The organism is Acinetobacter sp. YH12099 (genome assembly GCF_013419195.1).
Taxonomy (GTDB): Bacteria; Pseudomonadota; Gammaproteobacteria; order Pseudomonadales; family Moraxellaceae; genus Acinetobacter; species Acinetobacter towneri.
The window spans coordinates 1-22,611 of the sequence record NZ_VPAP01000028.1 but is presented as its reverse complement, the minus strand read 5'-3'; the positions used below and the strand labels follow the sequence as shown (position 1 = coordinate 22,611).

Sequence of the window (22,611 nt, the reverse complement as noted above, 5' to 3'; positions counted from 1 at the left end):
TATCGACGTAGATTGAATCTTAATCATGTTTTCAGCTATGCTATCAACACATCAAATTTCACTTCAAACACGCCTCGTTGCGTAGGAGTAATCTCATGTCTAAGAAGTTACCTATTTACTTCTCTGACGCTGCTTGGGCGTCATTACAAAAAATCATGGGCAGCGATGGTAAACCCAGCCCTAGCCTTAATGCCCTGCTTGAACAAATTGAATTGCTGAATCAGCATGATTTTCAAGCGCTTGCTAAAAGAAAAACGCTGCATCTTCCCGTAACAATAGAATCCATTCCTGCAGGTTTTCCTTCGCCTGCTCAAGACTATATTGATAAAAATATTGATCTGAATGAATATCTTATTTCTAATGAAAATGCGACCTTTTTAAATGTGGTACGCACCACCTCTATGGTGAATGCAGGGCTTGAATACGGCGATATTGTACTGGTAGATCGCAGTAAAGAAGCCAAACACCGCAGTATTGTGGTCGCATTAATTGACCAAAAAGACCTGACTATTAAACGCTTGATGATTACAGCCAAAATGTCCAAAAGTGAATTGGCTGAACATTTTGGTGAAGACTACGACCCTGCCACTTTGCCCGAAGCTTGGCTCAAGGCAGAAAGCCCCGACTACGACAGCATTTACCTGAAAGATGGGCAAACTTTTGAAGTGTTTGCTGTGGTCACGTGGAATTTGAAAAACCTGATGGTTTAAACACCACAATAATGCATAAAAAAGCCGAATAAGTAAAATAGTCATGAAAGCTTTAGAGCAAGTTTTTGCGCTCATTGACATTAATAATTGTTATGTGAGCTGTGAGCGGTTGTTTCAACCACACCTGAATCATCGTCCTGTGGTGGTGCTTTCCAATAACGATGGCTGCGTGGTGTCACGTTCCGAAGAAGCCAAACGACTTGGCATTAAAATGGCTGTGCCCTTTTACCAAGTTCAAGAATTAATTCAACAACATGATGTTGCGGTCTTTTCAAGTAATTATGCGCTCTATGCAGAAATGTCCAGACGTTTTAATAATATTATTCAAGAATTTGTCAGTGCCAAAGATGTTGAAATTTATTCGATTGATGAAACTTTTATTGAGTTGAGTTCATATTCTCAGCGCGATTTAAACGCACTTGCACAGGAAATTAAAACAACCTTGTGGAAATGGCTGGCTCTTCCTGTTTGTGTTGGTATTGGTCAAAGTAAAACTGAAGCCAAACTAGCCAATCATCTTGCTAAGCGAAACCGCTATTTCAACGGCGTATGTAATTTACTGGATATGGATTTATGCAGCAAAGAAGCCTTGTTTCAACACATTGATGCCGCTGAGGTCTGGGGTGTGGGACGCAAAAACGCTAAAAAATTACAATCATTGGGTATCCGTTCTGTATTTGATCTAGCAACAAGCAATCCAGACCAAATGGAGCGCCAATTTTCTATTTTGATGAAAAAAACCATTCTTGAACTCACAGGTACAGCATGTATTGAACTGGAGCACAATACCGTAAGTAAGCAGCAAATCATCAGCTCACGTTCTTTTGGGCAGCGTGTAACAGATATTCATGCGCTTTCAGAAGCTTTGAGCGATTATTTACAATCTGCTGTGCAAAGGCTCAGAGCTGAAAAAAGTTTATGTGGTTGTATGATCATTTTTGCGCAATCTAACCGTTTTGATCCGCGCCAAGTTTTTTACAATCAATCGGTCACTATTGCTTTCAATGAGCCAACAGATTCTGCTTTGCTCATGAACAAAGCCATGATGAAGCATGTGACAACGCTATTTCAGGAAGGGATTGCCTTTAAAAAATGTGGTGTGATTTTAACGGGACTTGAACCCAAACAAAGCTATATTCACGACCTGCTTACAGATACTGACGCCATTGAAAAACAGGAACAATTACAGCAAGTGTTGGATACCGTGAAAAATAAATTTGGTGTGCAAAAACTCGCCATTGGAGCATGTAAATTGCAAGATCGAACTTGGGCGATGCAGCGCAGCCATTTAAGCCCGAATTATTTTAGCTGGGAAGGTTTATTGGCGCTTGGTGATTAGCAGTGATTTGATTGGGCTAAAAAAGCTCACAATATGAGACCTAATTTAATGCTTAAAAGTACTACAAAGTAGTATACAATTAAACACTACAAAGTAGTATAAAGGTGTTTGATGTATACCATCTGTGAGACTACTTTTTTTACCAATGAATATCCCTACTATTGGACTGAAGAACAATACAATGACTTTAAAATTTTCATTGCCGAGAACCCTACAGCAGGAGATGTAGAACCTGGTACTGGCGGCGTTCGTAAAATTCGATGGGGTGGAAAGAGTAAAGGTAAACAAGGTGGTGTTCGTGTAATTTATTACAACCGTTTAGCAAATGGCGAAATTTGGTTATTGACCTTATATAGTAAAGACACAATTACCCAACTTGAGAAAAAGACACTTAGACAATTAGCGGAGTTACTGAAATGAGTCGTTTATTAAGTGACAAAGAATTGGAAGCTCGAGAAGCAAAACGAGACTTAAATGTTGAATTATTAGAAGGCGTTAAACAAATGCTTGCTAATAACGCAGCAAGAAAAACTGTGATCAATGAAACAGATGTTGCTTTAGCACGAAGAAAGTCTGAACTCACTCAAGATCAATTTGCTAAAATTTTAGGTATCTCTAAACGTACATTGGAATCTTGGGAGCAAGGTGTTAGAAGACCTTCAGGAGCAGCTCAATCACTGATTAAATTGTTTATTTTAGATCCTCAATTTGTTCGTGACCATCTCGCTTAAATGAAATAGCCCTCAACAACGAGGGTTATTATTTTGCCTTTCCTATAGCAACAGCAAATCTTAGATAGCATTTGAAATGCAACACCATGTTGTTGCCATAATACCTGACTCGGACTTTTAAAGCCGAGTCTTTTTCTTGGACGGTGATTCAAATCAGAACAGCGTTCTACTTCTGCAAGATTAGTCTTTATTCAGCCCAACAAACTTGGCACGTGCTTTATGCAGTTTTTTGTAGCTGTCGATTAAACGTAAATGACGATCTAAACCTTCAAGCTGCATATTGGTTTCGGCTAGACCATAGAAACGTACTGTGCCTTCAACAGAACCAATGACTGCATCCATACGTTCATTGCCAAACATACGGCGGAAATTGACAGCATAATCGGCAATATCCATTTCATCATCTAAAATAACTTCAAGCACGACATTCATACATTGATAGAACAAGCCACGTTCTACGGTATTGGTGTTGTATTGTAAGAATGCTTCGACTAAATCTTTAGCTTCTTCAAACTGTTCTAATGCCAAATAAATCAACAATTTTAATTCGAGGATGGTGAGCTGTCCCCAAACGGTATTGTCATCAAATTCAATGCCAATTAAGGTTTTGATTTCGGTATAGTCATCTAGCTCACATTCTTCCAAACGCTCAACTAAAGCTTCAAGTTGCTCATCATCCAAACGGTGCAGATTTAAAATGTCTTCACGGTACAGCAAAGCTTTATTGGTATTATCCCAAATCAGGTCTTCTACCAAATACACTTCTGAATAATCAGGGACTAAAATTCGGCAAGCAATCGCACCTAAATGTTCATAAATCGCCATATAAGATTCTTTGCCCATTTCTTCTAAAATCGCAAATAAAGCCTCAGCTTCTTCGACATTGCTATATTGACCATTGTTGGTGAAATCCCACTCTACAAATTCATGGTCTGCCTGCGCACTAAAGAAACGCCAAGACACCACACCACTAGAATCAATAAAGTGTTCAACATAGTTATTCGGCTCAGTTACCGCATTCGTGCTAAAGGTCGGCTGTGGTAAATCATTTAAACCTTCAAAACTACGCCCTTGCAATAGTTCAGTTAAGCTGCGCTCTAAAGCGACTTTAAAGTTTGGATGTGCACCAAACGAAGCAAAAACACCGCCTGTACGCGGGTTCATTAAGGTCACACACATGACAGGGAATTGACCGCCTAAAGACGCATCTTTCACCAATACTGGGAAACCTTGTTCTTCTAAAGCCTGAATACCTGCCACAATACTTGGATATTTTGCCAAAACTTCTTGCGGTACATCAGGCAGGCTCATTTCTTCCTGAATAATTTCACGCTTCACTGCACGTTCAAAAATTTCAGATAAACACTGCACTTGAGCTTCTGCAAGCGTGTTACCTGCACTCATCCCGTTACTTAAATATAAGTTTTCAATTAAATTTGATGGGAAATATACCGTTTCACCATCGGATTGACGCACAAATGGCAATGAACAAATACCACGTTCAGTATTGCCTGAGTTGGTGTCATATAAATGTGTGCCCAGCAACTCATCTTCAGAATCATAAATTTCTAAGCAATATTCATCTAAAATTTCTTTAGGCAATTCACCATTTGGGCCAGGCTTAAACCATTTTTCATTTGGATAATGCACAAATTCGGCATTGGCAATCTCTTCACCCCAGAACTGATCGTTATAGAAGAAGTTACAGTTCAAACGTTCAATGAATTCACCCAAAGCAGATGCTAATGCACTTTCTTTGGTTGCGCCTTTACCATTGGTAAAACACATTGGCGATTGCGCATCACGAATATGTAATGACCAGACATTTGGCACGATATTACGCCATGAGGCAATCTCAATTTTCATGCCCAAACCTGCCAAAATACCCGACATATTGGCAATAGTTTCTTCAAGCGGTAAATCTTTACCAGCAATAAAAGTCGCTTGAGATGAAGTCAAGTTCGGCATCAGCAAAGCTTGTGCATCGGCATCAATGCTTTCGACTTGCTCAATCACAAACTCAGGGCCTGTTTGCACGACTTTCTTTACGGTACAACGGTCAATAGAACGTAAAATCCCCTGACGGTCTTTTTCAGAAATATCTGCAGGCAATTCCACCTGAATTTTAAAAATCTGTTTATAACGGTTTTCAGGATCGACAATATTGTTTTGAGATAAGCGGATATTATCGGTTGGAATATCACGTGATTGGCAATAAACCTTCACGAAATACGCAGCACACAATGCAGATGACGCAAGGAAATAATCAAATGGGCCTGGCGCAGAACCATCGCCTTTATAACGGATGGGCTGATCGGCAATGACGGTAAAATCGTCAAATTTAGCTTCAAGACGCAAGTTGTCTAAATAATTGACTTTAATTTCCATGCAGACACCTATTGTATGTGCCTACTCAGACACAAAATTATAAAATATTGATTTATAAGCCGAATCAAGAGGGAGAATAAGACTTAAAAAATGAGGTTTGAAGTCATCGCAACTATTTAACAGCGACTCCAGAATATGCGGCAACATTATAAAGTGATTTGGGTGAATTGATAATGCTATAAATACAGATTTACTGAATTTAAGCAAAGTTGCTAATTAATATATACAAACATAATATATTTAAATGTATGGTATATTGTCTTTAGGTTCTAATCTGCTTGATGGTGAAACAACATGAAATATACCGAACTCACTGCTGAAATTTCGTCTAATATCAAATCCATTAAAGAACAATCTCCCGATTTACTTAAAAGCTTTAATGCCCTATCACAAGTTGCGATGAAAGACGGCGTAATTGATGCCAAAACCAAAGAGTTTATTGCGCTTGCAATTGGTGTGGCACAACGCTGTGATGGTTGTATCGGTTTTCACGTCAGAACTTTGGTCAAAATGGGCATGACTTTTGAGGAATTGAATGAAATTTTAGGTATTGCTGTTTATATGGGCGGTGGCCCATCACTCATGTATGCCGCAAACGCCGTGGCAGCATTTAAAGAGTTTTCTCCATCTACAGCCGAATAACAGCATCAAATTATTTACCGAGTCGAAACTATGTTAAATATCCATAATGAATGGGATGAACGCTACAGCCAACATGACCATATTTATGGTGAACAAGCCAATGCGTTCATTCAGGACATTACGCAAAAACTGTCTATTCACGGCAAAACTTTGGGCTTGGCCGAAGGTGAAGGTCGTAACTTGTTATATTTAGCAGCTGTGGCACAAGCCAATGAGCAAGCATTTGAAGCAGATTTATGGGACTACTCGCAAGTTGCTTTAGATAAGGCTCAAGGCTATGCACAGCAACGTGGTTTAAGCCTAAATACACGAAAGCAAGATTTAAGTCAGGTGGATTGGCAAGCCAATCAATATGACAACGTGATTTGCGTATTTGGTCACTTTAACCCTGAAACACAGCAAAAAGTATTGAATGGCGTGCGCGAAACTTTGGTCAACGGCGGTTTATTTGTTGGTGAGCTGTATTCTACTCGTCAGCTAGAATATAAAACGGGCGGCCCACGTGCAGTAGAAATGCTGTACGATCCTATCGAGTTTTTAAGCCATTTTAAACACGATCATCTGATTCATTTCTTTGTGGGCGATGTAGAACGCTCAGAAGGCAAACTGCATCAGGGCAAATCCCACGTCATTCAATTTGCGATTCGTATTCAGAAATAAAAGACTGAATCTTTTACATCAAAAAGCTTGCTCCAATGCAATTAGAGCAAGCTTTTTTGCGCTTTAGATTTGAATATTCAGTTAGATATTTGCTCGGAAATTTTTAAAATCACTCAAACACATCTTTCATAGATTTTGGCATTCCTTGTACCGACTGTAATTCGCCCTGTTTATTTTTCCAAAGCACAACAGGTGTGGCAAAGAACTCGTATTTATCCATCAGTGCCTGATTCTGTTCTAAGGTTTTTTCTACATGTACAGGCACAGTTTTTTGCTCGATCAGCTTTTTTTGTCCGTATTGACGATGGAACTCATTAAAGGTCTGCTGTGGGTTTTTCGCCATTAATAAAGTCGCCGCCTGCCCTTTGCTTTCAGCTCGGATCACCGCCACAATAATGTGTCTTAACTGAACTTTTCCAGATTCCACCCACGGACGTGCCTGCTTCCAAAAGGTATGACAATACGGACAATTCGGGTCTGAAAACACATAGACAATTTTTTCAGCACTGGTTTGCCCATCCTGAATCCAAGTGGCGTGTTCCAGACTTTGCCACACATCTTCAAGTACCGACTTTTTCACATAACGGTCTAAGGCATCAACTGTTAAATTATTGCCTTGTGCATCAAACAAAGTGCCTACAATATAGTATTTCTGATCATTGGAAATAAACACTGTCGCAGGACTTTGTTCAATATGCCCTGCCCAACCTGTCATTTGTGCAGGTGCCTGAATTTGCTGCACAAACTTAAAACCTTCTTTTTCAATGTGCTGTTTTAAGCTGTCCTGTGCTTGCAGCATACTCACACTACTGGCAAGACTCATACCTATCGCCAGTTTCAGCATGTTATTTTTGATGTTTGATGTCATATTGATTGTCCTTAATTTTGGCTTCACGGCGGGTTTTCTTTCAAATCGTTAAGAGCGCATTTATGGATTCGCTTGTATTTTTTTCAGATAATGCTGCAGCATCGGCTTGGTCAATTCACCCATGTGATGATCGACCAATTCTCCTTGTGCATTAAAAAACAAAGTACTTGGCAAACCGAACATATTGAAGTGTTGTCCTAAACGAGCTGCAGGGTCTAATAACACGTGTTCAAACTGAAATCGATGTTTCTGTAAATAGGCTTGAATCTCTGCTGCAAATTCGCCTTGATTGGCAAATACAAAATTGACCTCAGGGAAATCTTGCTGTGCTTGTTGCATAACAGGCATTTCACGATGACAAACTGGACACCAAGTCGCCCAGAGATTAATCACCGTGGGCTGCCCTGAAAATTGAGCTAAATCTTGAGGTTGTTGCGCTAGGTTGTGCAATACTAAATTGGGATAGGCATGCTGCGTCTGCAAAGGTTGGATAAGACTCCAACCTACAACTTGTACTGTAATAAAGAGCGCAACTGCCCATGCCAGAACAACACGTTGAATAGCGCGATTTTTCCAGACAAACCACGCCACACCTGCCATAACTGCGGCAATCAGATGAAAGCCTTTGTCCTGAATTTTTAAAATATCAATCGGGTTGGCAAAGTACAGCTCATAATGCTGCAACACAAAAACTGCCCGCCCAACTAAAGCACCAATCCACAGCGCATTCCATAATGCATCCTGATAACCTGTCCAAGTCTGTGCATTCCATGTATAACGACGCTGAAAAAATTTACCCATTGCAAAGACGACAATCAGTCCTAGCAATAAAAACACCAATGGCCATGGAATCATCAACATGCCTAACTGCAAGACTGCGGATTGAATCATGGCGCAGCCTCTTGCAGTTGATGAATATTTTGAATCAATTGCGCTGCGTTATAAGCACCTGTTAGACGCAATTCACGTTGTTCCCGTTGTGGATCTGCCAAAAATAACAACGTTGGCGGCCCTAAAATCTGCCATTTTTTCAATAAGGCATCTTGTGAAGGATGCTGTTCGGTTAAGTCGAGTTTAATCCGCACCACATGCTTTAAAGCATCTTGCACATCGGTACGAGGAATCACATCACGCTCAATCGGCTGACACGCCACACACCAATCGGCATAGACATCAATCACAATCTTTTGATGAGCATGTGCGGCCAAAGCTGCATTCAACTCTTGTTCTGTGCGTACTTTGATCCATGGCTGTAATTGGTCTGCTTGTACCTGCGCATTGACACTGGCAATACTCTGATTGACATGCCAAATTCCACTACTGGCGATTACTGCCACCAAAGCCAATAACGAAAAACGCTGTGGACGATGTAACACGTGGCGCAAAATTGCAATTAAATATGCAGCGAAGGCAAATAACACCACAGCAAAAGCAACATAGTACCAAGTCACAGAAAATAGCGGACGAGCAAAATACAAAGCCATTGCCAACATGATAAAACCAAAGCTAAATTTTAGCCGTTCCATCCACAAACCTGGCTTTGGCAAATATTTCGCGCCAAACACGCTGGCAATAAGTAAAGGAATTCCCATACCTAAACCGAGCAGGAACAAATATAAACCACCCAATGCTGCTTGATCCAAATGTGAGACGTACAGCAATGCTCCCGCTAAAGGCGCACTCATACATGGCCCGACAATCAGTGCAGAAATCACCCCCATAACGCCCGCACCCAATAAAGTACCGCCTTTTTGATATTGCTGAATACGATCTAAACGCTGTAACACTGCTTGTGGTAATGACAACTGATACAGTCCAAACAGGTTTAAAGCAAAGAGCACAAACAACATAGCAAAAACTGCAATCACTACGGGATTTTGGAACCAACGCTGTACGCTATAACCAATGTGTGACGCAACAACGCCCATCAAGCCATAGACTAGCGCCATACTGACGATAAAGGTGATCGCAATTGCTGCCGCTTTATAGCCTGTATTGCGCTGCACCAAAATGCCAGAAAGAATTGGAATCAGCGGCAATGAACACGGTAAAAAAGCCAGTAATACCCCAAAACCTAAAAAGATAAACGCATTCAGTAACAACCCTTGCCCAGACAATAAATTCAGGAAAAATTGATCATTGTTCCATTGCTGATTCAGACTCGTACTACTGGCTGTTTCCGTATTGCTTGAATTGGCTGATGCAGCGAATGTATTGTCTGTCAATGCCGTATCTGTATTTTCAATCTCTAAGGAATTTGCTAAATCAACGTTTTCTACTGATTCAGGGGTAAGTTTAGGATCAGCTTGTGTTACAGCAACCGCATTTTCAGCAAGCTGTGCTTTGTTTTCTAGCGTTTGCTGTTCAAGTTTGAGTTCTTTTGTCGTTACAGTATTTGCAGTTGTCGTAATTTGTTTTTGTGTACTAGAACCATTGGCTTGATGCTTATCTGCATCATTTAAGTTAGTGTTTAAAGCAGCCTGATTATTCTGATTGAGTTGCTGAAGTAAATTACCTTTGCCCGCACTTAAATTATGCTGTGGCAATAAACCATCGGCATCGGTTTGAATCATTTTACGCTGTACGGGATAACACAAACCATCTTCAGCGCAGCCTTGCCAAGTAATTTGATATTGCTGATTAGGCTTCACCTGAATCTGTGTTGTCACTTGCCCATAATGCACACGTGTCAGCCCGAAAGTCGGATCATCTTTTTCCTGCCCTGCAGGCAATTTAAAAGCAAGCGGCTTTTGAGCCTGACTGACTTTGAATTGATCGTGATATAAATAGTAATGCGGTGCGACATCCCATTTCAGTTCAACCGTTTGTTCAGACAATGACGTCGCCTGAAACTTAAAAGCTTGATCGGACGCTAAAAATTCATTGGCAGCATTGACCCACATCGCACACAGACTCAACACAAAATAAGCAATGACGCGAATAAAAATCATGTATTTATACTAAAAATTAAAAAACTGACTGTATTATCGGTAAGTGTAGATTAAGAGAACATTAATAAAGATTTTTCTTTGTAAACTTGAGCATTGTAGGTGCCTAATCTAAATTTGTGTCGTGATCGAGATGTGTCATATATTGGGCTGACTGTGGTATAGGAGCAAATATGTTCGTCGTTTTGGTGGAAGATGATCCTTATATTGCCCAAAGTATTGTGGCAGCACTCGAATTTTTAAGTATTTCAGTCGAACACGTGAATAACGCGCGCGATGCCGATTACTTCATACGTCATAGTGCGGTAGATCTGTGCCTGCTCGATTTAGGTCTGCCTGACCAAGATGGTTTACAGTTACTCGAAAACTGGCGTAAAGATGCCATTCATATTCCAGTATTGGTATTAACCGCGCGGAATCATACTCAAGACTGCGTACAGGCGCTCAACTTAGGAGCAGATGACTACCTAACTAAACCTTTTGAATTAAATGAACTGATTGCCCGTGTATATGCATTAAGCCGCCGTCATCGTGGTTATTCATCGAACCAACTGCAAAGTGGTCAGTTACACATGAACCTCGATACACAAGAAGTCAGTTGGCATTCACAAAACATTCAGCTTTCACGCCGTGAATATAGCCTATTGGAAACCTTTTTACGGCATCCGAACCAAATCTTAAAAAATGAAGAACTGATAGATAAAGTGTATGGCTTTCAAGACAGTATCGAAAGCAATGCCTTAAATGTGCATATCTACCATTTACGGCATAAAATCCACCCCGATTTTATTCAAACGGTGCGTGGTGTCGGCTACATCTTTAAACCTGAGCTGCTGACATGAAAAACTACAGTCTGAAATGGCGTTTGGTATCGACCATCAGCTGTGCATTTATTTTGCTGTGGGTGATTGTCTTTGCATGGCTCTACCATGACTTGGAACAACGCTTACAAAATACGCTGGATGAACGACTTTCTACCTCAGCCCGTATGGTCGCCCGCCTGATTCAGCAACTGCCCCTAGAACAACTCACAGAAAGTTTGCATGCCGAATCAGAAAATGCCTTGCTACATAGTTTAATTGCTTGTGAAGTCTCTATTTTCCGTGCCGATGTTTCATTACCACAGCATGTGATTGCACGCACTCAAGGCGCACCGAAAAATTTAAAAAACCAACAAGTCGGTTTCAGCACATGGACAGAAAATGGACTGCAATGGCGTAGTTATGTACTGCGTGAAGGTGAAGTTCAGGTGGTGGTGGCTGAAAAAATTCAATTACGGCAAAACCTACTTAAACAAATTTTACAGTCGGTACTGATTCCTTTACTGCTTACTTTGATTATTTGTATTTTGCTAATTTTGTGGATTATCCGTCTGGAGTTTTTACCGCTCGATCACATCACCCGCCACTTAATTCAGAAAAAACAATCTTTAGATGAAGCTTCTCGTTATTTAATTGAACTGAGATCACAAAAAATTCCTAAAGAAATTCAGCCTTTTGTCGATAACTTATTGATGCTGATTGAACGCCTACATAAAAGTCTGGAACACGAAAAAAACTTTAGTGCATTTGCTGCGCATGAACTGCGCACGCCGTTAACGGCTATTAAAACGCATGTGCAACTGAGCCAATTGATGTTGAATCAAACCGCATCTGCCCAAGATACAGCCAAAGTCATCGACAATTTAAAACACGCAGAACGCAGCATCCAACGTTATCAACAACTTTTGGAACAACTGTTATTGCTCAGTCAAACTGAAGCAGGTATTCAAGCGGCACATAGCCATGCAGATATGCGTAGCGTATTAGAAACAGTCTTGTCGGAACTGACTGTGGAATATCCCAATTTATCAGCGAAATTACAGATTGATTGGGCGAGTTTGGTAGCACAACACATTAATATTCCAGCGCCTGCGTTGCACATGGTACTGAAAAACTTGATTCAAAATGCTTATTTGCATGCAGAGGATGCGCCAAACATTCAAATTTATATGCAAGACCTGCAATTGATCATTGCAGACCAAGGCAAAAGCCTGAATGAAGATGATTTTACCATTCTGACTCAGCGTTTTTGGCGTAAATCTGCGCATAAACAAGGCTATGGCTTAGGTCTAACTCTAGTCAAAGTATTATTAGAGCAATATGGCTACCTACTTCAATTTCAGGCTAACCAACCGCAAGGTTTAAAAGTGATTGTCAGTTTTGATGCAGCACCTTCTGCAACAGAGAAACAACAGACGGATTAAGCTTTTCTGAGCTTTAACAGCAAATAAAGCAAGATTCAGAACAAGATCACTTAACTTTTGCCAATACCGAACATATTGCTCTACTTTACGATAACGCCATTTTTAAGGTGATTTTTGAAATAAAAGGTCAATGCGTTCTAAAATTTTATCTATGATGTAGATGCTGCGGGCTATTGAGTAGAAGAACATTGGCTAGAAAAAAATTGCTGAAACTTTCATCACCGTTTTTTTGTTCGATACCACGTCATATTTTTAAATGAGGTAGATATCCGTGCAGATCGTGCATGTGCTTGGTCTTGTGATCAATCTACAACTTAATTAAAGTGTACATAAAACCAACAGCACCCCACTCAAAATATAATACGCAGCGTAGGAGCATCTATTCCAGACTAAAATATAGATAAATATATCAAATCAAAGCATTCCATTTAAGCTCATGTTTTATTTAAATAAAGTTGAATTTTTAAAATATCTTATTATCGAAATGATCTTTCTATCGAATCCATAACCACTTGAACGATGATCACAAAACGTATTAGATGATCCACTGCAGTTTGTGTGGTCATCTACTTTGAATGAACTGAAAAAATGGAATCGCCATTTTTTATAAACAGCAACGAAATATCATGCTATAAAGAAATGCGATATTGATGTTGGTTGTTTTCTGGCTTTGACATTCCGAATCAAACCAGTTCAAGTCACTCGCTTGATCAGTCGTTACAGAAAACAAATGAATAGATTTGGTCAGTTGTTTTAGAATATAAAAATCAGCAAAAAAAACTAAAAATGTAATTTTTTAACATTGCGAATTCCCTGCAAAGTTTTCATTATAGAGCCTCATTTTGGCACACGCTTTCTACGTCAAATTAAACAAATTACAAAAAAAATGTGGAATTTTATGCCATAATTAGCAAACTTTGCAGACATCTTGCAAAGTATTATTGCAATTATTTATTGGAGCAAGCGGAATGAGTTCGACCATTTTGGTTATTCATGGACCGAATCTAAATTTGCTAGGAAAGCGTGAACCCGAAGTTTATGGTTACCTCACTCTTGAGGATATAAATCAACAGCTCATTTCACAAGCGCAAAAAGCATCAATTTCTATAGATACTTTCCAAAGTAATTGGGAAGGCGCAATTGTAGACCGAATTCATCAAGCCGCGTTAGATGGCACACAATATATCATTATTAACCCTGCTGCATTAACGCATACCTCTGTTGCGGTACGTGATGCCTTGTTAGGGGTCGCTATTCCATTTCTTGAAGTCCATTTGTCGAATGTGCATGCACGTGAGGCGTTTAGACATCATTCATATTTATCAGACAAAGCCATTGGTGTGATTTGCGGTTTAGGCGCAAAAGGCTATGCCGCAGCACTCGACTTTGTTCTTGAAAAAATTCAACCTACTACACAATCTTAAACTAGGAATACTGTCCATGGATATTCGTAAAATCAAGAAACTCATCGACTTGATGATTGAATCTGACTTACAGGCGATTGAAGTTAAAGAAGGCGATCAGTCGATTGCATTAACTCGTCGCAGTCCAGTAGTAGCGGCAGCAGTTCCCGCAATGCCTGCACCTTCTGCAGAAGTACCATCTGCACCTAAATCTTCACCACGTGGTGCTGTTGAAACTTCTCCAATGGTTGGCGTGTTCTATGCAGCACCAAGCCCAGGTGAAGCACCATTTATTAAAGTGGGTCAAACTGTTTCTGCTGGTGAAACGCTTGGCATTATCGAAGCAATGAAAATCATGAACCCAATTGAAGCAACTCAAAGTGGCGTGATTGAAGAAATTCTAGTTAAAAATGGCGAAGTGATTCAATTTGGTCAACCACTCTTCCGCTACCGCGCTTAAGACCTCGGGGATTCACAATGTTGCAAAAAGTTTTAATTGCAAACCGTGGTGAGATTGCCCTGCGCATCACCCGAGCTTGCAAAACTTTAGGGATCAAAACCGTGGGTATCTATTCAGATGCCGATAAAGACCTGATGCACTTACGCTTTTGTGATGAAGCCGTGTGTATTGGTCCGGGTGCGAGCAGTGAAAGTTACCTGAATATTCCTGCAATTATTACTGCAGCAGAAATTACAGGTGCAGATGCCATTCACCCTGGTTATGGTTTCCTTGCCGAAAATGCCGAATTTGCTGAAATTGTAGAAAGTTCAGGTTTCATTTTCATTGGTCCACGCCCTGAGCATATTCGCTTAATGGGTAACAAAGTTTCTGCAATTACTGCAATGCGTAAAGCTGGCGTACCAACTGTACCGGGTTCAGCACACGCCGTTACACCACACAATGCTTTAGCTGAAGCCAAAGAAATTGGTTTCCCGCTCATTGTAAAAGCGGCTGCTGGTGGTGGTGGTCGTGGTATGCGTATTGTAGAGCGCGTAGACACCCTGCTTGAATCAGTTCAAGCGGCTCAACGTGATGCAGAAATGTGGTTTGGTGATGACACGGTCTATATGGAACGTTTCTTACAAAAGCCACGTCACGTAGAAGTACAAGTATTGGCTGATGGTAATGGTCACGCGATTCACCTTTATGACCGCGACTGTTCTTTACAACGTCGTCACCAAAAAGTTCTTGAAGAAGCGCCAGCACCTAACTTACCAGAACAAGCACGTGCCGATATTTTAGAAGCGTGTGTTAATGCATGTAAGTTAATGCAATACCGTGGTGCAGGTACTTTCGAATTCTTATTTGAAGATGACGAATACTTCTTCATTGAAATGAATACCCGTGTTCAAGTTGAGCACCCTGTAACTGAAATGGTGACAGGCATTGACATCATTGAACAACAATTGCGTATTGCTGCAGGTCTAGGTTTAGACATTGAGCAAGATCAGGTTGAAATTCGTGGTCACGCAATCGAATGTCGTATTAACGCAGAAGACCCAACCACCTTCGTACCTTCACCGGGTAAAATTGAACACTTCTATGCCCCAGGTGGTGCAGGTGTTCGTGTAGATTCACACATCTACGAAGGTTATAGCATTCCGCCGTATTACGACTCAATGATTGCTAAACTGATTGTGCATGGTAAAGATCGTGAAACCAGTATTGCGCGTATGCGTCAAGCCTTGGATGAAACTATCTTAACAGGAATTAAAACCAACATTCCTTTGCACAAAGACTTGATTCTGCAAGATAAAAACTTCTGCAAACAAGCAATGGATATTCACTATCTTGAAAAGCATTTGCTAAAGCAACTTGCTGGCAATGAAGAAGAAAAAGCATAAGTAATTAAGGTTGCTTAAGTTTAAAATAAAGAGCTGATGATTCAACGTCAGCTCTTTTTTATTGTTGAGAATAAAAGCTAAACCGTTAATCTATGCAGATCAGTATGAATAAAAAACCAATACTCCAAATGGAGTATTGGTTTAAAAATTGATTTAAAAACTGAGATCATTTTAGATCATCGAATGATGCAAAATACTAGACAAGATTAATCTAAAAACTCAGTCATTAATGCCAATACTTCTGCTGTTTTTTCGGCATGCAACCAATGCCCTGCATGAGCGACTGTTTCAACTTTTGCGTGAGGAAACTGTGCTTGAATAGCGGCATAATGCTCAGGTAACTCAATATAAGGTGAATTACCGCCACGAATAAACAAAGTATTGACATCACTATGCACCGTCTGCCATGACAAAATTTCGGCATAATGTTCATGTAGCGCATTTAAGTTAAATAACCATTGCCCTTTGCTAAATGACTTCATCAAAAATTGCACAACCATTTCTTCTTGAAGATGCTCACGCATAATTTCCATTGCCGCTTGGCGACTTTCAACTTGTGCATCTTGCACAGCAAACAAGGCTGTAAAAATTTGATCGTGACGATTTTCAGGATAAGTAAAAGGACAAATATCCAATAAAACCAATTGCTGTAAACGCCCAGCAGCCAGAGGAGCTAAAGTCATTGCAACTTTACCGCCCATTGAATGCCCAACCACAGAAAACTGTTCGATATTCAAGCTGTTCAACGTTTCTAAAACATCTTGTGCCATTGCTGCATAATTCATGTCATCACAATGCGCAGACTTACCATGATTGCGCACATCTAATTGAATTACGGTGCGCTGTTCTTGAAATGCACGTGCGAGCATGCCTAAATTACTCAAACTACCAAATAAACCATGAATAAAAACCAAAGGTGGCAATGTAGATTCAGGCTGATTTTGCGTGATTTGATAATTTAACAACATAAAATAGACTCTAAACTTGAATTCAAATGATTGATCTATTTAATGAGTTTTGAGTTTATAAATCAAATTTTATATGTGCTTTTTACGGTGAAACTTATAATATTGCTTAGGCTATTTGTGTGAGCCTAAGCAATAACATACAAGATGAACTTTTCTTAAAATTTTATTTAAAGTAATTCAAAGGCAACTTCAAATAACGAATACCATTGGCCTCAGGTTGTGGAAACTTGCCTGCATCCATATTGATTTGAATGGATGGCAGAATCAATTTAGGCATCGTTAAAGTGGCGTCACGTTGGGTTCGCATTTCAATAAACTCAGCTTTGCTTACCCCTGTATGAATATGAATATTCTGCTCTTTTTGAGTTTTGAGCAGCGTTTCGTGTTCATATTTTTCACGTGATTCTGGTAGATAATCATGGCATAAGAACACACGTGTTTCTTCAGGCAATGCATATAGTGTTTGCACAGAATCGTACAACTGCCCTGCACTGCCTTTCGGGAAATCACAACGTGCCGTACCATAATCAGGCATAAACAAAGTATCACCTACAAATACAGCATCACCGATCACATAGCTTAAACAAGCAGGCGTATGCCCCGGTGTAGGGATGTTATAGGCTTGTAATTCACCAATCATAAAAGTTTCATGATCGTCAAACAGATAATCAAATGATTGGTGTGAATTGAAATATTTAATATCCAAGTTATAGATGGCACTAAATGTTTCTTGCACAATCGAAATTTTATGGCTCATGGCAATTTTACCACCCAACTGCTCTTTTAAATATTGAGAAGCTGTCAGGTGGTCGGCATGCACATGCGTTTCTAAAATCCATTCAACCGTTAATTCATTTTTTTGGATGTAAGCAATGATTTCATCGGCATGAATTGTTGAAGTAGTCGCAGATGCAGGGTCATAATCCAACACGCTGTCAATAATGGCACATTGACGCGTTACAGGATCACTTACCACATAACTGAATGTATTAGTATTTTCATCAAAAAAATGCTGAATATCTGCGTGCATCTTATGCTCCTGCAACCTTACGATGAATGAGAATCCCCACCAACATTGCAACAATGAAATAGATTGCTTGATAATAACCTAAACCAATCAAGGTTAGACTTGGCGCTGGACAAATTCCTGCAACGCCCCAACCGATACCAAAAATAAAACTACCTGTGATCAGTTTAGAGTCAATTTGAGTTTGTTTAGGCAAATCAATTGGTTCATTTAAAATGGTTTTTGGTTCAGCTTGGCGCATAATTCTTTGGAATGGAATAAAGGCAACCGCAATTGCACCCATCATAACAAATGCCAGACTTGCATCCCATGTACCGAAAAGATCGAGGAAGTTTAAAACTTTTTCAGGATTCGACATACCAGAAAGAATCAATCCAGCTGAAAAAATACCACCGAAAACAAAGGCTAAGAAATTTTTCATTTAGAATGCTCCTGTGATATGGCGGATAACATAAACGGTAATAAAGCCAGCTAACATAAAGGTAGCTGTTGCTGCAATGGAGCGCTTAGATAAACGACTCATGCCACAAATACCATGTCCACTGGTACAACCCGAACCCAAACGAGTACCGAAACCAACCAACAATCCCGCCACAATCATCATCAATGGGCTTGCATTCAATTCAACTTTAGGTTGAGCCACGATGCCATAGAAAAAAGGCACAATGAAAATACCTAACACAAACCACAATGCAGGCGTTTTGAACAGCGTTTGCGGATTTAATACTTGAGCCAGTAAACCACTAATGCCTGCAATACGACCATGAACATATAAATAGCCCACGACTGCAAGACCAAGCAATCCACCACCGATTAATGCCAGCAGATAATCATGCATTTTGAACACCCAAAACAATATATGTTTTTATAATATATTATTGTAATTATTATTCAACTATTCTCTTGTAAGTTTTGTAAACTTCATCTGACTATTCGTCTATGTTTGCGATGTGAGAGAGATTTCGCAAGTTTTTGGCTGATATTAAGTCATAAGGCAGAAAATTTAGTCATTCTAAATGACTGCCTCATAACGTAATAAAGATATATCAAAATAGACAGCAACGACAAAAGTTGAGGGCATTAGACTCATTTGTGAGCAAGCGCAATAAGTTCTTTTTTATGCCGACGAATTACACGTTTAGCAGCATCTAACATAATGCGATTGGTAGTCTCATCATCACCAAAGTCAATAGGTTTAGCTGGACACATTGGACGAGCTTTTCGATCTTCGATTGTGTAGTCTTTAAGACGCTTACCCATACTGCACCTCTCAGAATTTCTTAACTTTCACTAATATAACATAAAATTTAGTTTGTTAAAAAATCATCAATACGAGTTTTTAATTACCCTATTTATTGCTTAAAGATAACTTTTTTTGTTATTAAATGGTCGCTTGGAACAAGAATCACTGAGATGAAACGAATAGGAATAGTTGCTACATTCATACAAGAACAAGCATCTGTGTGCTTTGGACTCAAAACAATATAAAGTTCAACATATCATGCATCTACAATATCTACAAAATTAGCATTTAAAACTTTTGCCAAATCGCTTGGTGTTAAACCAATATCTAATCCCCGCTTCCCTCCACTCACATACATAGTTGCAAGCTGTTGAGCGGATGCATCAATCACTGTTTTCAGTTGTTTCTTCTGCCCAATTGGACTAATGCCCCCAACCAAATAACCTGTCAAACGCTCAGCATCTTTAGGATCAGCCATGTGTACTTTTTTACACTGAAAAGCAGCCGCAACTTTTTTAAGATTTAATTGGTAATGGACAGGTAAAATCGCCACAAAATAATGCTTATCATCACTGACCAATAAAGTTTTAAATACTTCTGTGACATCTAAGCCTAACTTCTCCGCAGCTTCTAAACCAAAACTTTTAGTATTATGATCATGTTCATATTCATGCATAGAAAATTGAATTTTCTTGGCTTTTAAAAGTTTAGCTGCTGGAGTCATTGAAAAAATACTGTAAAAAACGATGCTCAAATTATACGCTTGATTGAGATTAAAAGTGAATTCGCTTAGGCCATTTTTAAATATAAAAGTAACTATCGAAAAAATAGCCTAAAATCATTAACTTGGTTTACGTGAATTTTCAACCAACACGTTAGCTAAGCGCTGTGCATGCGCAATCACGCGATCCAACCAACGTTGTGCCGCCAACAACTCTAAACCTGTCGCAGCATTGAGCTGATTCACGGCAATATATTGCAGCACTTTTTCACGGTTTTCGGCACGTTGATCTTCTGTCCATTTTTTCAAATTAGATAATTCGGTATTTAGACTTAGTACATGTTTATGCACATCAAAATCATCCATTTCTTTTAGATGTTCATCAAGAATTTGTACAAAATCTAAGCCAACTTGATAAATTGCAGGTTGGGTGCGTATTTCTTTTGCTAAAGTAATATTTTCCAAATCACTTCGTAAAACACGTAAATACACCATCAAACGAAGCATCGCCATTAAACGCTGTTGATCGGCTTCATTTTCTGAAATCGACATTTCTTCCAAATAGCGTTGGACTTGAATGAGTACTTCATCTAGCTGTAATAAACGTACTTTTGAAGGTAATCTTCCCTCTTGGATAGCCAGTTTTAGCATCACCAAAACGTCATACAAACTATGGTAAATCACCTTTGATGCAGCATGAATAGCCAAGGCGGGCACAGATAAACTCGCTTGATCGAGATAACATAAAACCGATTGAGTTTGATCTGGGATAATTTTCATAATCAGTTTTTCGAACTGACGGATAAAAGGCAAAATAATCAAAGTACCAGAAATACTGAATGCTGTATGAAATGCAGCAACAATCACCACATTGTCCCATGTTGCCATAAGACGTTGATTTTGTGTTAGCTCAAGAAATAACGGTTTTAAAATAATAAAAGCAAAAATGGCTGAAATGATGTTAAAAATCACATGAACCGCTGCAGTACGTTTGGCATTTGCAGTTGAACCAATTACAGCAATAATGGCTGTCGCCACCGTACCAATATTCTGTCCAATCACCAAACCTAAAGCCTGTTGCAAATCAATCGCACCACTGGCTAATGCTGCTAAGGTCGCGGTAATTGCAGCACTTGAAGATTGCAACAGAATGGTCATGATAATACCGACCAAAACCAAACTGAGTTGCGCAATCAAAGATCTACTTGAAAATACTGATAAATCGACACGTTCAGCAAAACCTGACATGGCAACTTGCAACATATCAATGCCAAGGAAAATCAGACTAAAACCTGCCAATGTCATTCCAAATAATGCAACTCGCCCCTGACTAAATAATTTGAGCATTGCACCCAAACCCAGCAAAGGTAATGCAAAACTGGTGATGGAAAATTTAACACCTAAAAATGCCACCATCCAACCCGTACTGGTTGTGCCAATATTCGCGCCAATAATGACACCAATTGCCTGAGCAAAAGTAAGAATACCCGCACTGACAAAACCAATTGTGGCTAAAGTCGTTGCTGTAGAAGATTGTACAATTAAGGTTAAACCGATGCCTGAAAGCACAGCTTTAATGGGTGAGCCTGTAAATTTAGACAACCAAATACGCAAAGTTTCCCCTGCCATATTTTTTAAGCTGTCTGTCATCATGGTCATACCAATCAAAAATAGACCAATACCACCACATAATTGTACAAAGACTTCTAACACACTTACTCCCTGTGCAATAAGCAATTTTCAAAGTGCTAAAAAGCCGATATTGTACGTACTTTTATCTTAAAATTGCAGTTTATTTGTTCTATTCCAATAGTTTATATTAAATAAAAAACTTGTCATCAATTTGACATATTATTAAACCTAAGGATAGATCGGACTCCATTGGTTTATCCAATCATTCGATAAAACAAAACGAAACCTCTGTATTATGCTGACACGATACAATTCAAATCTGTGAATGGCTTGACTAGGTCAATCGCTCACCTCAAAATCAGTATATATACTCACATACGCCAAAATGACAGATATAGTTTTAATATGATTTTTAATACTTTTAGAAAATATCCATCTATAAAAATATTCAGTATTGGTTGTACTGTTTTAACGCTAGCAGCTTGCTCTCCACTAGGAGGTGGTTCTCTTGCAAAACGCTCAGCTAAACTTTCTACAGGGATCCAAAAGGCTTATGCTGTGCATCCTGATACAGCAAATCGTGTAGCACCAATCATTGTACAAAGTGCAGAACAACATAATGTTGATCCTCTGCTTGTCGCTGCAGTTATTAGACAAGAATCGAATTATCGTGCCTATGCTGTTTCACCTTCAGGTGCAGTTGGGTTCACACAAATTATTCCACGTTATTGGCAGCAGACTTGTCCTGGCGATTTATTCCATGAACATACCAATATCAACTGTGGTACATTTATTTTAAATCATTATAAAAATCAGTCGGGTAAATGGCCTAAAGCTTTGGCCTATTACAATGTGGGACCTACTGGCTACAATAGTAATCGAAAAATGAAAAAGCAAGGTAAACGCTACGCGAAACAAGTCAAACAGCACCAAAAAAACTTAAAAGATGCACTTTAATTTTGACTTACTAGCTTAATAAAGTAGCCAATACCCGTTGAATTAAAGCCATCCTCAGATGGTTTTATTTTGCCTTCACTTTTATGTTTCCTTTCTTTTTATAATTTTATTTTTCTAACTTTATTTTCTTTTTGCATAAAAAAACACCCCCAACGTGAGTTGAGGGTGTTCGAATAATGAGCTGGCGATGACTTACTCTCACATGGGTAACCCCACACTACCATCAGCGCGAAGAGGTTTCACTTCTGAGTTCGGGAAGGGATCAGGTGGTTCACTCTTGCTAT

The 22,611-nt window shown here is 39.4% G+C and carries 23 protein-coding genes and 1 rRNA gene; 12 read left to right on the top strand and 12 right to left on the bottom strand.

Going from position 1 to position 22,611, the window contains the following annotated elements:
• Positions 1-95 precede the first annotated feature (95 nt).
• The 4 genes from FTU39_RS12505 (at position 96) to FTU39_RS12490 (ending at position 2,780) form a co-directional block, all read left to right on the top strand.
• Complete coding sequence (locus FTU39_RS12505; protein WP_096902350.1) at positions 96-710, top strand: LexA family transcriptional regulator; 615 nt, start codon at positions 96-98, stop codon at positions 708-710.
• A gap of 43 nt (positions 711-753) precedes the next feature.
• Positions 754-2,049: a Y-family DNA polymerase gene (locus tag FTU39_RS12500; RefSeq protein ID WP_167846009.1), complete on the top strand. Its 1,296-nt coding sequence runs from the start codon at positions 754-756 to the stop codon at positions 2,047-2,049.
• Between the two features lie 111 nt (positions 2,050-2,160).
• Complete coding sequence (locus tag FTU39_RS12495) at positions 2,161-2,469, top strand: transcriptional regulator (RefSeq protein WP_096902348.1); 309 nt, start codon at positions 2,161-2,163, stop codon at positions 2,467-2,469.
• A complete protein-coding gene (locus tag FTU39_RS12490; RefSeq protein ID WP_004973819.1) occupies positions 2,466-2,780 on the top strand; it encodes a DNA-binding transcriptional regulator in 315 nt (104 codons plus the stop codon). The genes FTU39_RS12495 and FTU39_RS12490 overlap by 4 nt, the downstream gene beginning before the upstream one ends.
• A gap of 180 nt (positions 2,781-2,960) precedes the next feature.
• Here FTU39_RS12490 and FTU39_RS12485 read toward each other — a convergent pair whose 3' ends face one another.
• Entirely contained in the window at positions 2,961-5,168 is a 2,208-nt protein-coding gene (locus FTU39_RS12485; RefSeq protein WP_180052249.1) for an OsmC domain/YcaO domain-containing protein, read from the bottom strand.
• A 294-nt stretch (positions 5,169-5,462) separates the two neighbouring features.
• Between FTU39_RS12485 and FTU39_RS12480 the strand changes: the two genes are divergently transcribed.
• Positions 5,463-5,810 carry a carboxymuconolactone decarboxylase family protein gene (locus tag FTU39_RS12480; protein WP_004973824.1) on the top strand — a complete coding sequence of 116 codons (348 nt, stop codon included), beginning with the start codon at positions 5,463-5,465 and terminating at the stop codon, positions 5,808-5,810.
• A gap of 30 nt (positions 5,811-5,840) precedes the next feature.
• Complete coding sequence (locus FTU39_RS12475) at positions 5,841-6,470, top strand: class I SAM-dependent methyltransferase (protein ID WP_154320754.1); 630 nt, start codon at positions 5,841-5,843, stop codon at positions 6,468-6,470.
• 109 nt (positions 6,471-6,579) lie between these two features.
• Here FTU39_RS12475 and dsbG read toward each other — a convergent pair whose 3' ends face one another.
• The 3 genes from dsbG to dsbD are packed head-to-tail and all read right to left on the bottom strand — an operon-like array spanning position 6,580 to position 10,289.
• Entirely contained in the window at positions 6,580-7,338 is a 759-nt protein-coding gene (dsbG, locus tag FTU39_RS12470) for a thiol:disulfide interchange protein DsbG (protein WP_167846000.1), read from the bottom strand.
• A gap of 60 nt (positions 7,339-7,398) precedes the next feature.
• Positions 7,399-8,229 carry a TlpA disulfide reductase family protein gene (locus tag FTU39_RS12465; protein ID WP_104851946.1) on the bottom strand — a complete coding sequence of 277 codons (831 nt, stop codon included), beginning with the start codon at positions 8,227-8,229 and terminating at the stop codon, positions 7,399-7,401.
• Positions 8,226-10,289 (bottom strand): protein-disulfide reductase DsbD, encoded by a 2,064-nt coding sequence (gene dsbD, locus FTU39_RS12460; protein WP_180052248.1) that lies wholly within the window; start codon positions 10,287-10,289, stop codon positions 8,226-8,228. The genes FTU39_RS12465 and dsbD overlap by 4 nt, the downstream gene beginning before the upstream one ends.
• Positions 10,290-10,459: 170 nt before the next feature.
• Between dsbD and FTU39_RS12455 the strand changes: the two genes are divergently transcribed.
• From FTU39_RS12455 to accC, 5 genes are all read left to right on the top strand, one after another.
• Positions 10,460-11,128, top strand: coding sequence for a response regulator transcription factor (locus tag FTU39_RS12455; RefSeq protein WP_104851944.1), 669 nt, complete (start codon positions 10,460-10,462; stop codon positions 11,126-11,128).
• Positions 11,125-12,531 carry an ATP-binding protein gene (locus FTU39_RS12450; protein WP_104851943.1) on the top strand — a complete coding sequence of 469 codons (1,407 nt, stop codon included), beginning with the start codon at positions 11,125-11,127 and terminating at the stop codon, positions 12,529-12,531. Before FTU39_RS12455 ends, FTU39_RS12450 begins: the two co-directional genes overlap by 4 nt.
• A gap of 968 nt (positions 12,532-13,499) precedes the next feature.
• Positions 13,500-13,955 carry a type II 3-dehydroquinate dehydratase gene (gene aroQ / locus FTU39_RS12445; RefSeq protein WP_096902340.1) on the top strand — a complete coding sequence of 152 codons (456 nt, stop codon included), beginning with the start codon at positions 13,500-13,502 and terminating at the stop codon, positions 13,953-13,955.
• A 16-nt stretch (positions 13,956-13,971) separates the two neighbouring features.
• Positions 13,972-14,394: an acetyl-CoA carboxylase biotin carboxyl carrier protein gene (accB, locus tag FTU39_RS12440; protein WP_004973838.1), complete on the top strand. Its 423-nt coding sequence runs from the start codon at positions 13,972-13,974 to the stop codon at positions 14,392-14,394.
• Positions 14,395-14,411: 17 nt separating this feature from the next.
• Entirely contained in the window at positions 14,412-15,779 is a 1,368-nt protein-coding gene (accC, locus tag FTU39_RS12435) for an acetyl-CoA carboxylase biotin carboxylase subunit (RefSeq protein WP_004973841.1), read from the top strand.
• 206 nt (positions 15,780-15,985) lie between these two features.
• On the opposite strand, the gene FTU39_RS12430 is transcribed toward accC, so the two are convergent.
• The 7 genes from FTU39_RS12430 to FTU39_RS12400 form a co-directional block, all read right to left on the bottom strand.
• Positions 15,986-16,747 carry an alpha/beta fold hydrolase gene (locus tag FTU39_RS12430; protein ID WP_180052247.1) on the bottom strand — a complete coding sequence of 254 codons (762 nt, stop codon included), beginning with the start codon at positions 16,745-16,747 and terminating at the stop codon, positions 15,986-15,988.
• A 163-nt stretch (positions 16,748-16,910) separates the two neighbouring features.
• Positions 16,911-17,777, bottom strand: a complete 867-nt coding sequence (locus FTU39_RS12425; protein WP_180052246.1) for an MBL fold metallo-hydrolase — start codon at positions 17,775-17,777, stop codon at positions 16,911-16,913.
• Between the two features lies 1 nt (position 17,778).
• Complete coding sequence (locus tag FTU39_RS12420; protein WP_004973852.1) at positions 17,779-18,195, bottom strand: DUF6691 family protein; 417 nt, start codon at positions 18,193-18,195, stop codon at positions 17,779-17,781.
• Positions 18,196-18,612, bottom strand: a complete 417-nt coding sequence (locus tag FTU39_RS12415) for a YeeE/YedE family protein (RefSeq protein ID WP_004973854.1) — start codon at positions 18,610-18,612, stop codon at positions 18,196-18,198.
• 248 nt (positions 18,613-18,860) lie between these two features.
• Positions 18,861-19,034 (bottom strand): hypothetical protein, encoded by a 174-nt coding sequence (locus FTU39_RS12410; protein WP_004973856.1) that lies wholly within the window; start codon positions 19,032-19,034, stop codon positions 18,861-18,863.
• Between the two features lie 239 nt (positions 19,035-19,273).
• On the bottom strand, positions 19,274-19,741 hold the full coding sequence (ybaK, locus tag FTU39_RS12405) for a Cys-tRNA(Pro) deacylase (RefSeq protein WP_154320758.1): 468 nt from the start codon (positions 19,739-19,741) through the stop codon (positions 19,274-19,276).
• Positions 19,742-19,858: 117 nt separating this feature from the next.
• Positions 19,859-21,451: a Na/Pi cotransporter family protein gene (locus FTU39_RS12400; protein ID WP_167845994.1), complete on the bottom strand. Its 1,593-nt coding sequence runs from the start codon at positions 21,449-21,451 to the stop codon at positions 19,859-19,861.
• Between the two features lie 324 nt (positions 21,452-21,775).
• Here FTU39_RS12400 and FTU39_RS12395 point away from each other — a divergent pair, with 324 nt between their 5' ends.
• On the top strand, positions 21,776-22,327 hold the full coding sequence (locus FTU39_RS12395) for a lytic transglycosylase domain-containing protein (RefSeq protein WP_096902336.1): 552 nt from the start codon (positions 21,776-21,778) through the stop codon (positions 22,325-22,327).
• Positions 22,328-22,506: 179 nt separating this feature from the next.
• On the opposite strand, the gene rrf is transcribed toward FTU39_RS12395, so the two are convergent.
• Positions 22,507-22,611 (bottom strand): 5S ribosomal RNA (rrf, locus tag FTU39_RS12390); the annotation flags it as partial.

What these genes read in the sequence shown, in the direction of transcription:
- FTU39_RS12505 (WP_096902350.1), top strand. Translation starts at nt 96, where the DNA reads ATGTCTAAGAAGTTACCTATTTACTTCTCTGACGCTGCTTGGGCGTCA.
- FTU39_RS12500 (WP_167846009.1), top strand. Translation starts at nt 754, where the DNA reads ATGAAAGCTTTAGAGCAAGTTTTTGCGCTCATTGACATTAATAATTGT.
- FTU39_RS12495 (WP_096902348.1), top strand. Translation starts at nt 2,161, where the DNA reads ATGTATACCATCTGTGAGACTACTTTTTTTACCAATGAATATCCCTAC.
- FTU39_RS12490 (WP_004973819.1), top strand. Translation starts at nt 2,466, where the DNA reads ATGAGTCGTTTATTAAGTGACAAAGAATTGGAAGCTCGAGAAGCAAAA.
- FTU39_RS12485 (WP_180052249.1), bottom strand. Translation starts at nt 5,168, where the DNA reads ATGGAAATTAAAGTCAATTATTTAGACAACTTGCGTCTTGAAGCTAAA.
- FTU39_RS12480 (WP_004973824.1), top strand. Translation starts at nt 5,463, where the DNA reads ATGAAATATACCGAACTCACTGCTGAAATTTCGTCTAATATCAAATCC.
- FTU39_RS12475 (WP_154320754.1), top strand. Translation starts at nt 5,841, where the DNA reads ATGTTAAATATCCATAATGAATGGGATGAACGCTACAGCCAACATGAC.
- dsbG (WP_167846000.1), bottom strand. Translation starts at nt 7,338, where the DNA reads ATGACATCAAACATCAAAAATAACATGCTGAAACTGGCGATAGGTATG.
- FTU39_RS12465 (WP_104851946.1), bottom strand. Translation starts at nt 8,229, where the DNA reads ATGATTCAATCCGCAGTCTTGCAGTTAGGCATGTTGATGATTCCATGG.
- dsbD (WP_180052248.1), bottom strand. Translation starts at nt 10,289, where the DNA reads ATGATTTTTATTCGCGTCATTGCTTATTTTGTGTTGAGTCTGTGTGCG.
- FTU39_RS12455 (WP_104851944.1), top strand. Translation starts at nt 10,460, where the DNA reads ATGTTCGTCGTTTTGGTGGAAGATGATCCTTATATTGCCCAAAGTATT.
- FTU39_RS12450 (WP_104851943.1), top strand. Translation starts at nt 11,125, where the DNA reads ATGAAAAACTACAGTCTGAAATGGCGTTTGGTATCGACCATCAGCTGT.
- aroQ (WP_096902340.1), top strand. Translation starts at nt 13,500, where the DNA reads ATGAGTTCGACCATTTTGGTTATTCATGGACCGAATCTAAATTTGCTA.
- accB (WP_004973838.1), top strand. Translation starts at nt 13,972, where the DNA reads ATGGATATTCGTAAAATCAAGAAACTCATCGACTTGATGATTGAATCT.
- accC (WP_004973841.1), top strand. Translation starts at nt 14,412, where the DNA reads ATGTTGCAAAAAGTTTTAATTGCAAACCGTGGTGAGATTGCCCTGCGC.
- FTU39_RS12430 (WP_180052247.1), bottom strand. Translation starts at nt 16,747, where the DNA reads ATGTTGTTAAATTATCAAATCACGCAAAATCAGCCTGAATCTACATTG.
- FTU39_RS12425 (WP_180052246.1), bottom strand. Translation starts at nt 17,777, where the DNA reads ATGCACGCAGATATTCAGCATTTTTTTGATGAAAATACTAATACATTC.
- FTU39_RS12420 (WP_004973852.1), bottom strand. Translation starts at nt 18,195, where the DNA reads ATGAAAAATTTCTTAGCCTTTGTTTTCGGTGGTATTTTTTCAGCTGGA.
- FTU39_RS12415 (WP_004973854.1), bottom strand. Translation starts at nt 18,612, where the DNA reads ATGCATGATTATCTGCTGGCATTAATCGGTGGTGGATTGCTTGGTCTT.
- FTU39_RS12410 (WP_004973856.1), bottom strand. Translation starts at nt 19,034, where the DNA reads ATGGGTAAGCGTCTTAAAGACTACACAATCGAAGATCGAAAAGCTCGT.
- ybaK (WP_154320758.1), bottom strand. Translation starts at nt 19,741, where the DNA reads ATGACTCCAGCAGCTAAACTTTTAAAAGCCAAGAAAATTCAATTTTCT.
- FTU39_RS12395 (WP_096902336.1), top strand. Translation starts at nt 21,776, where the DNA reads ATGATTTTTAATACTTTTAGAAAATATCCATCTATAAAAATATTCAGT.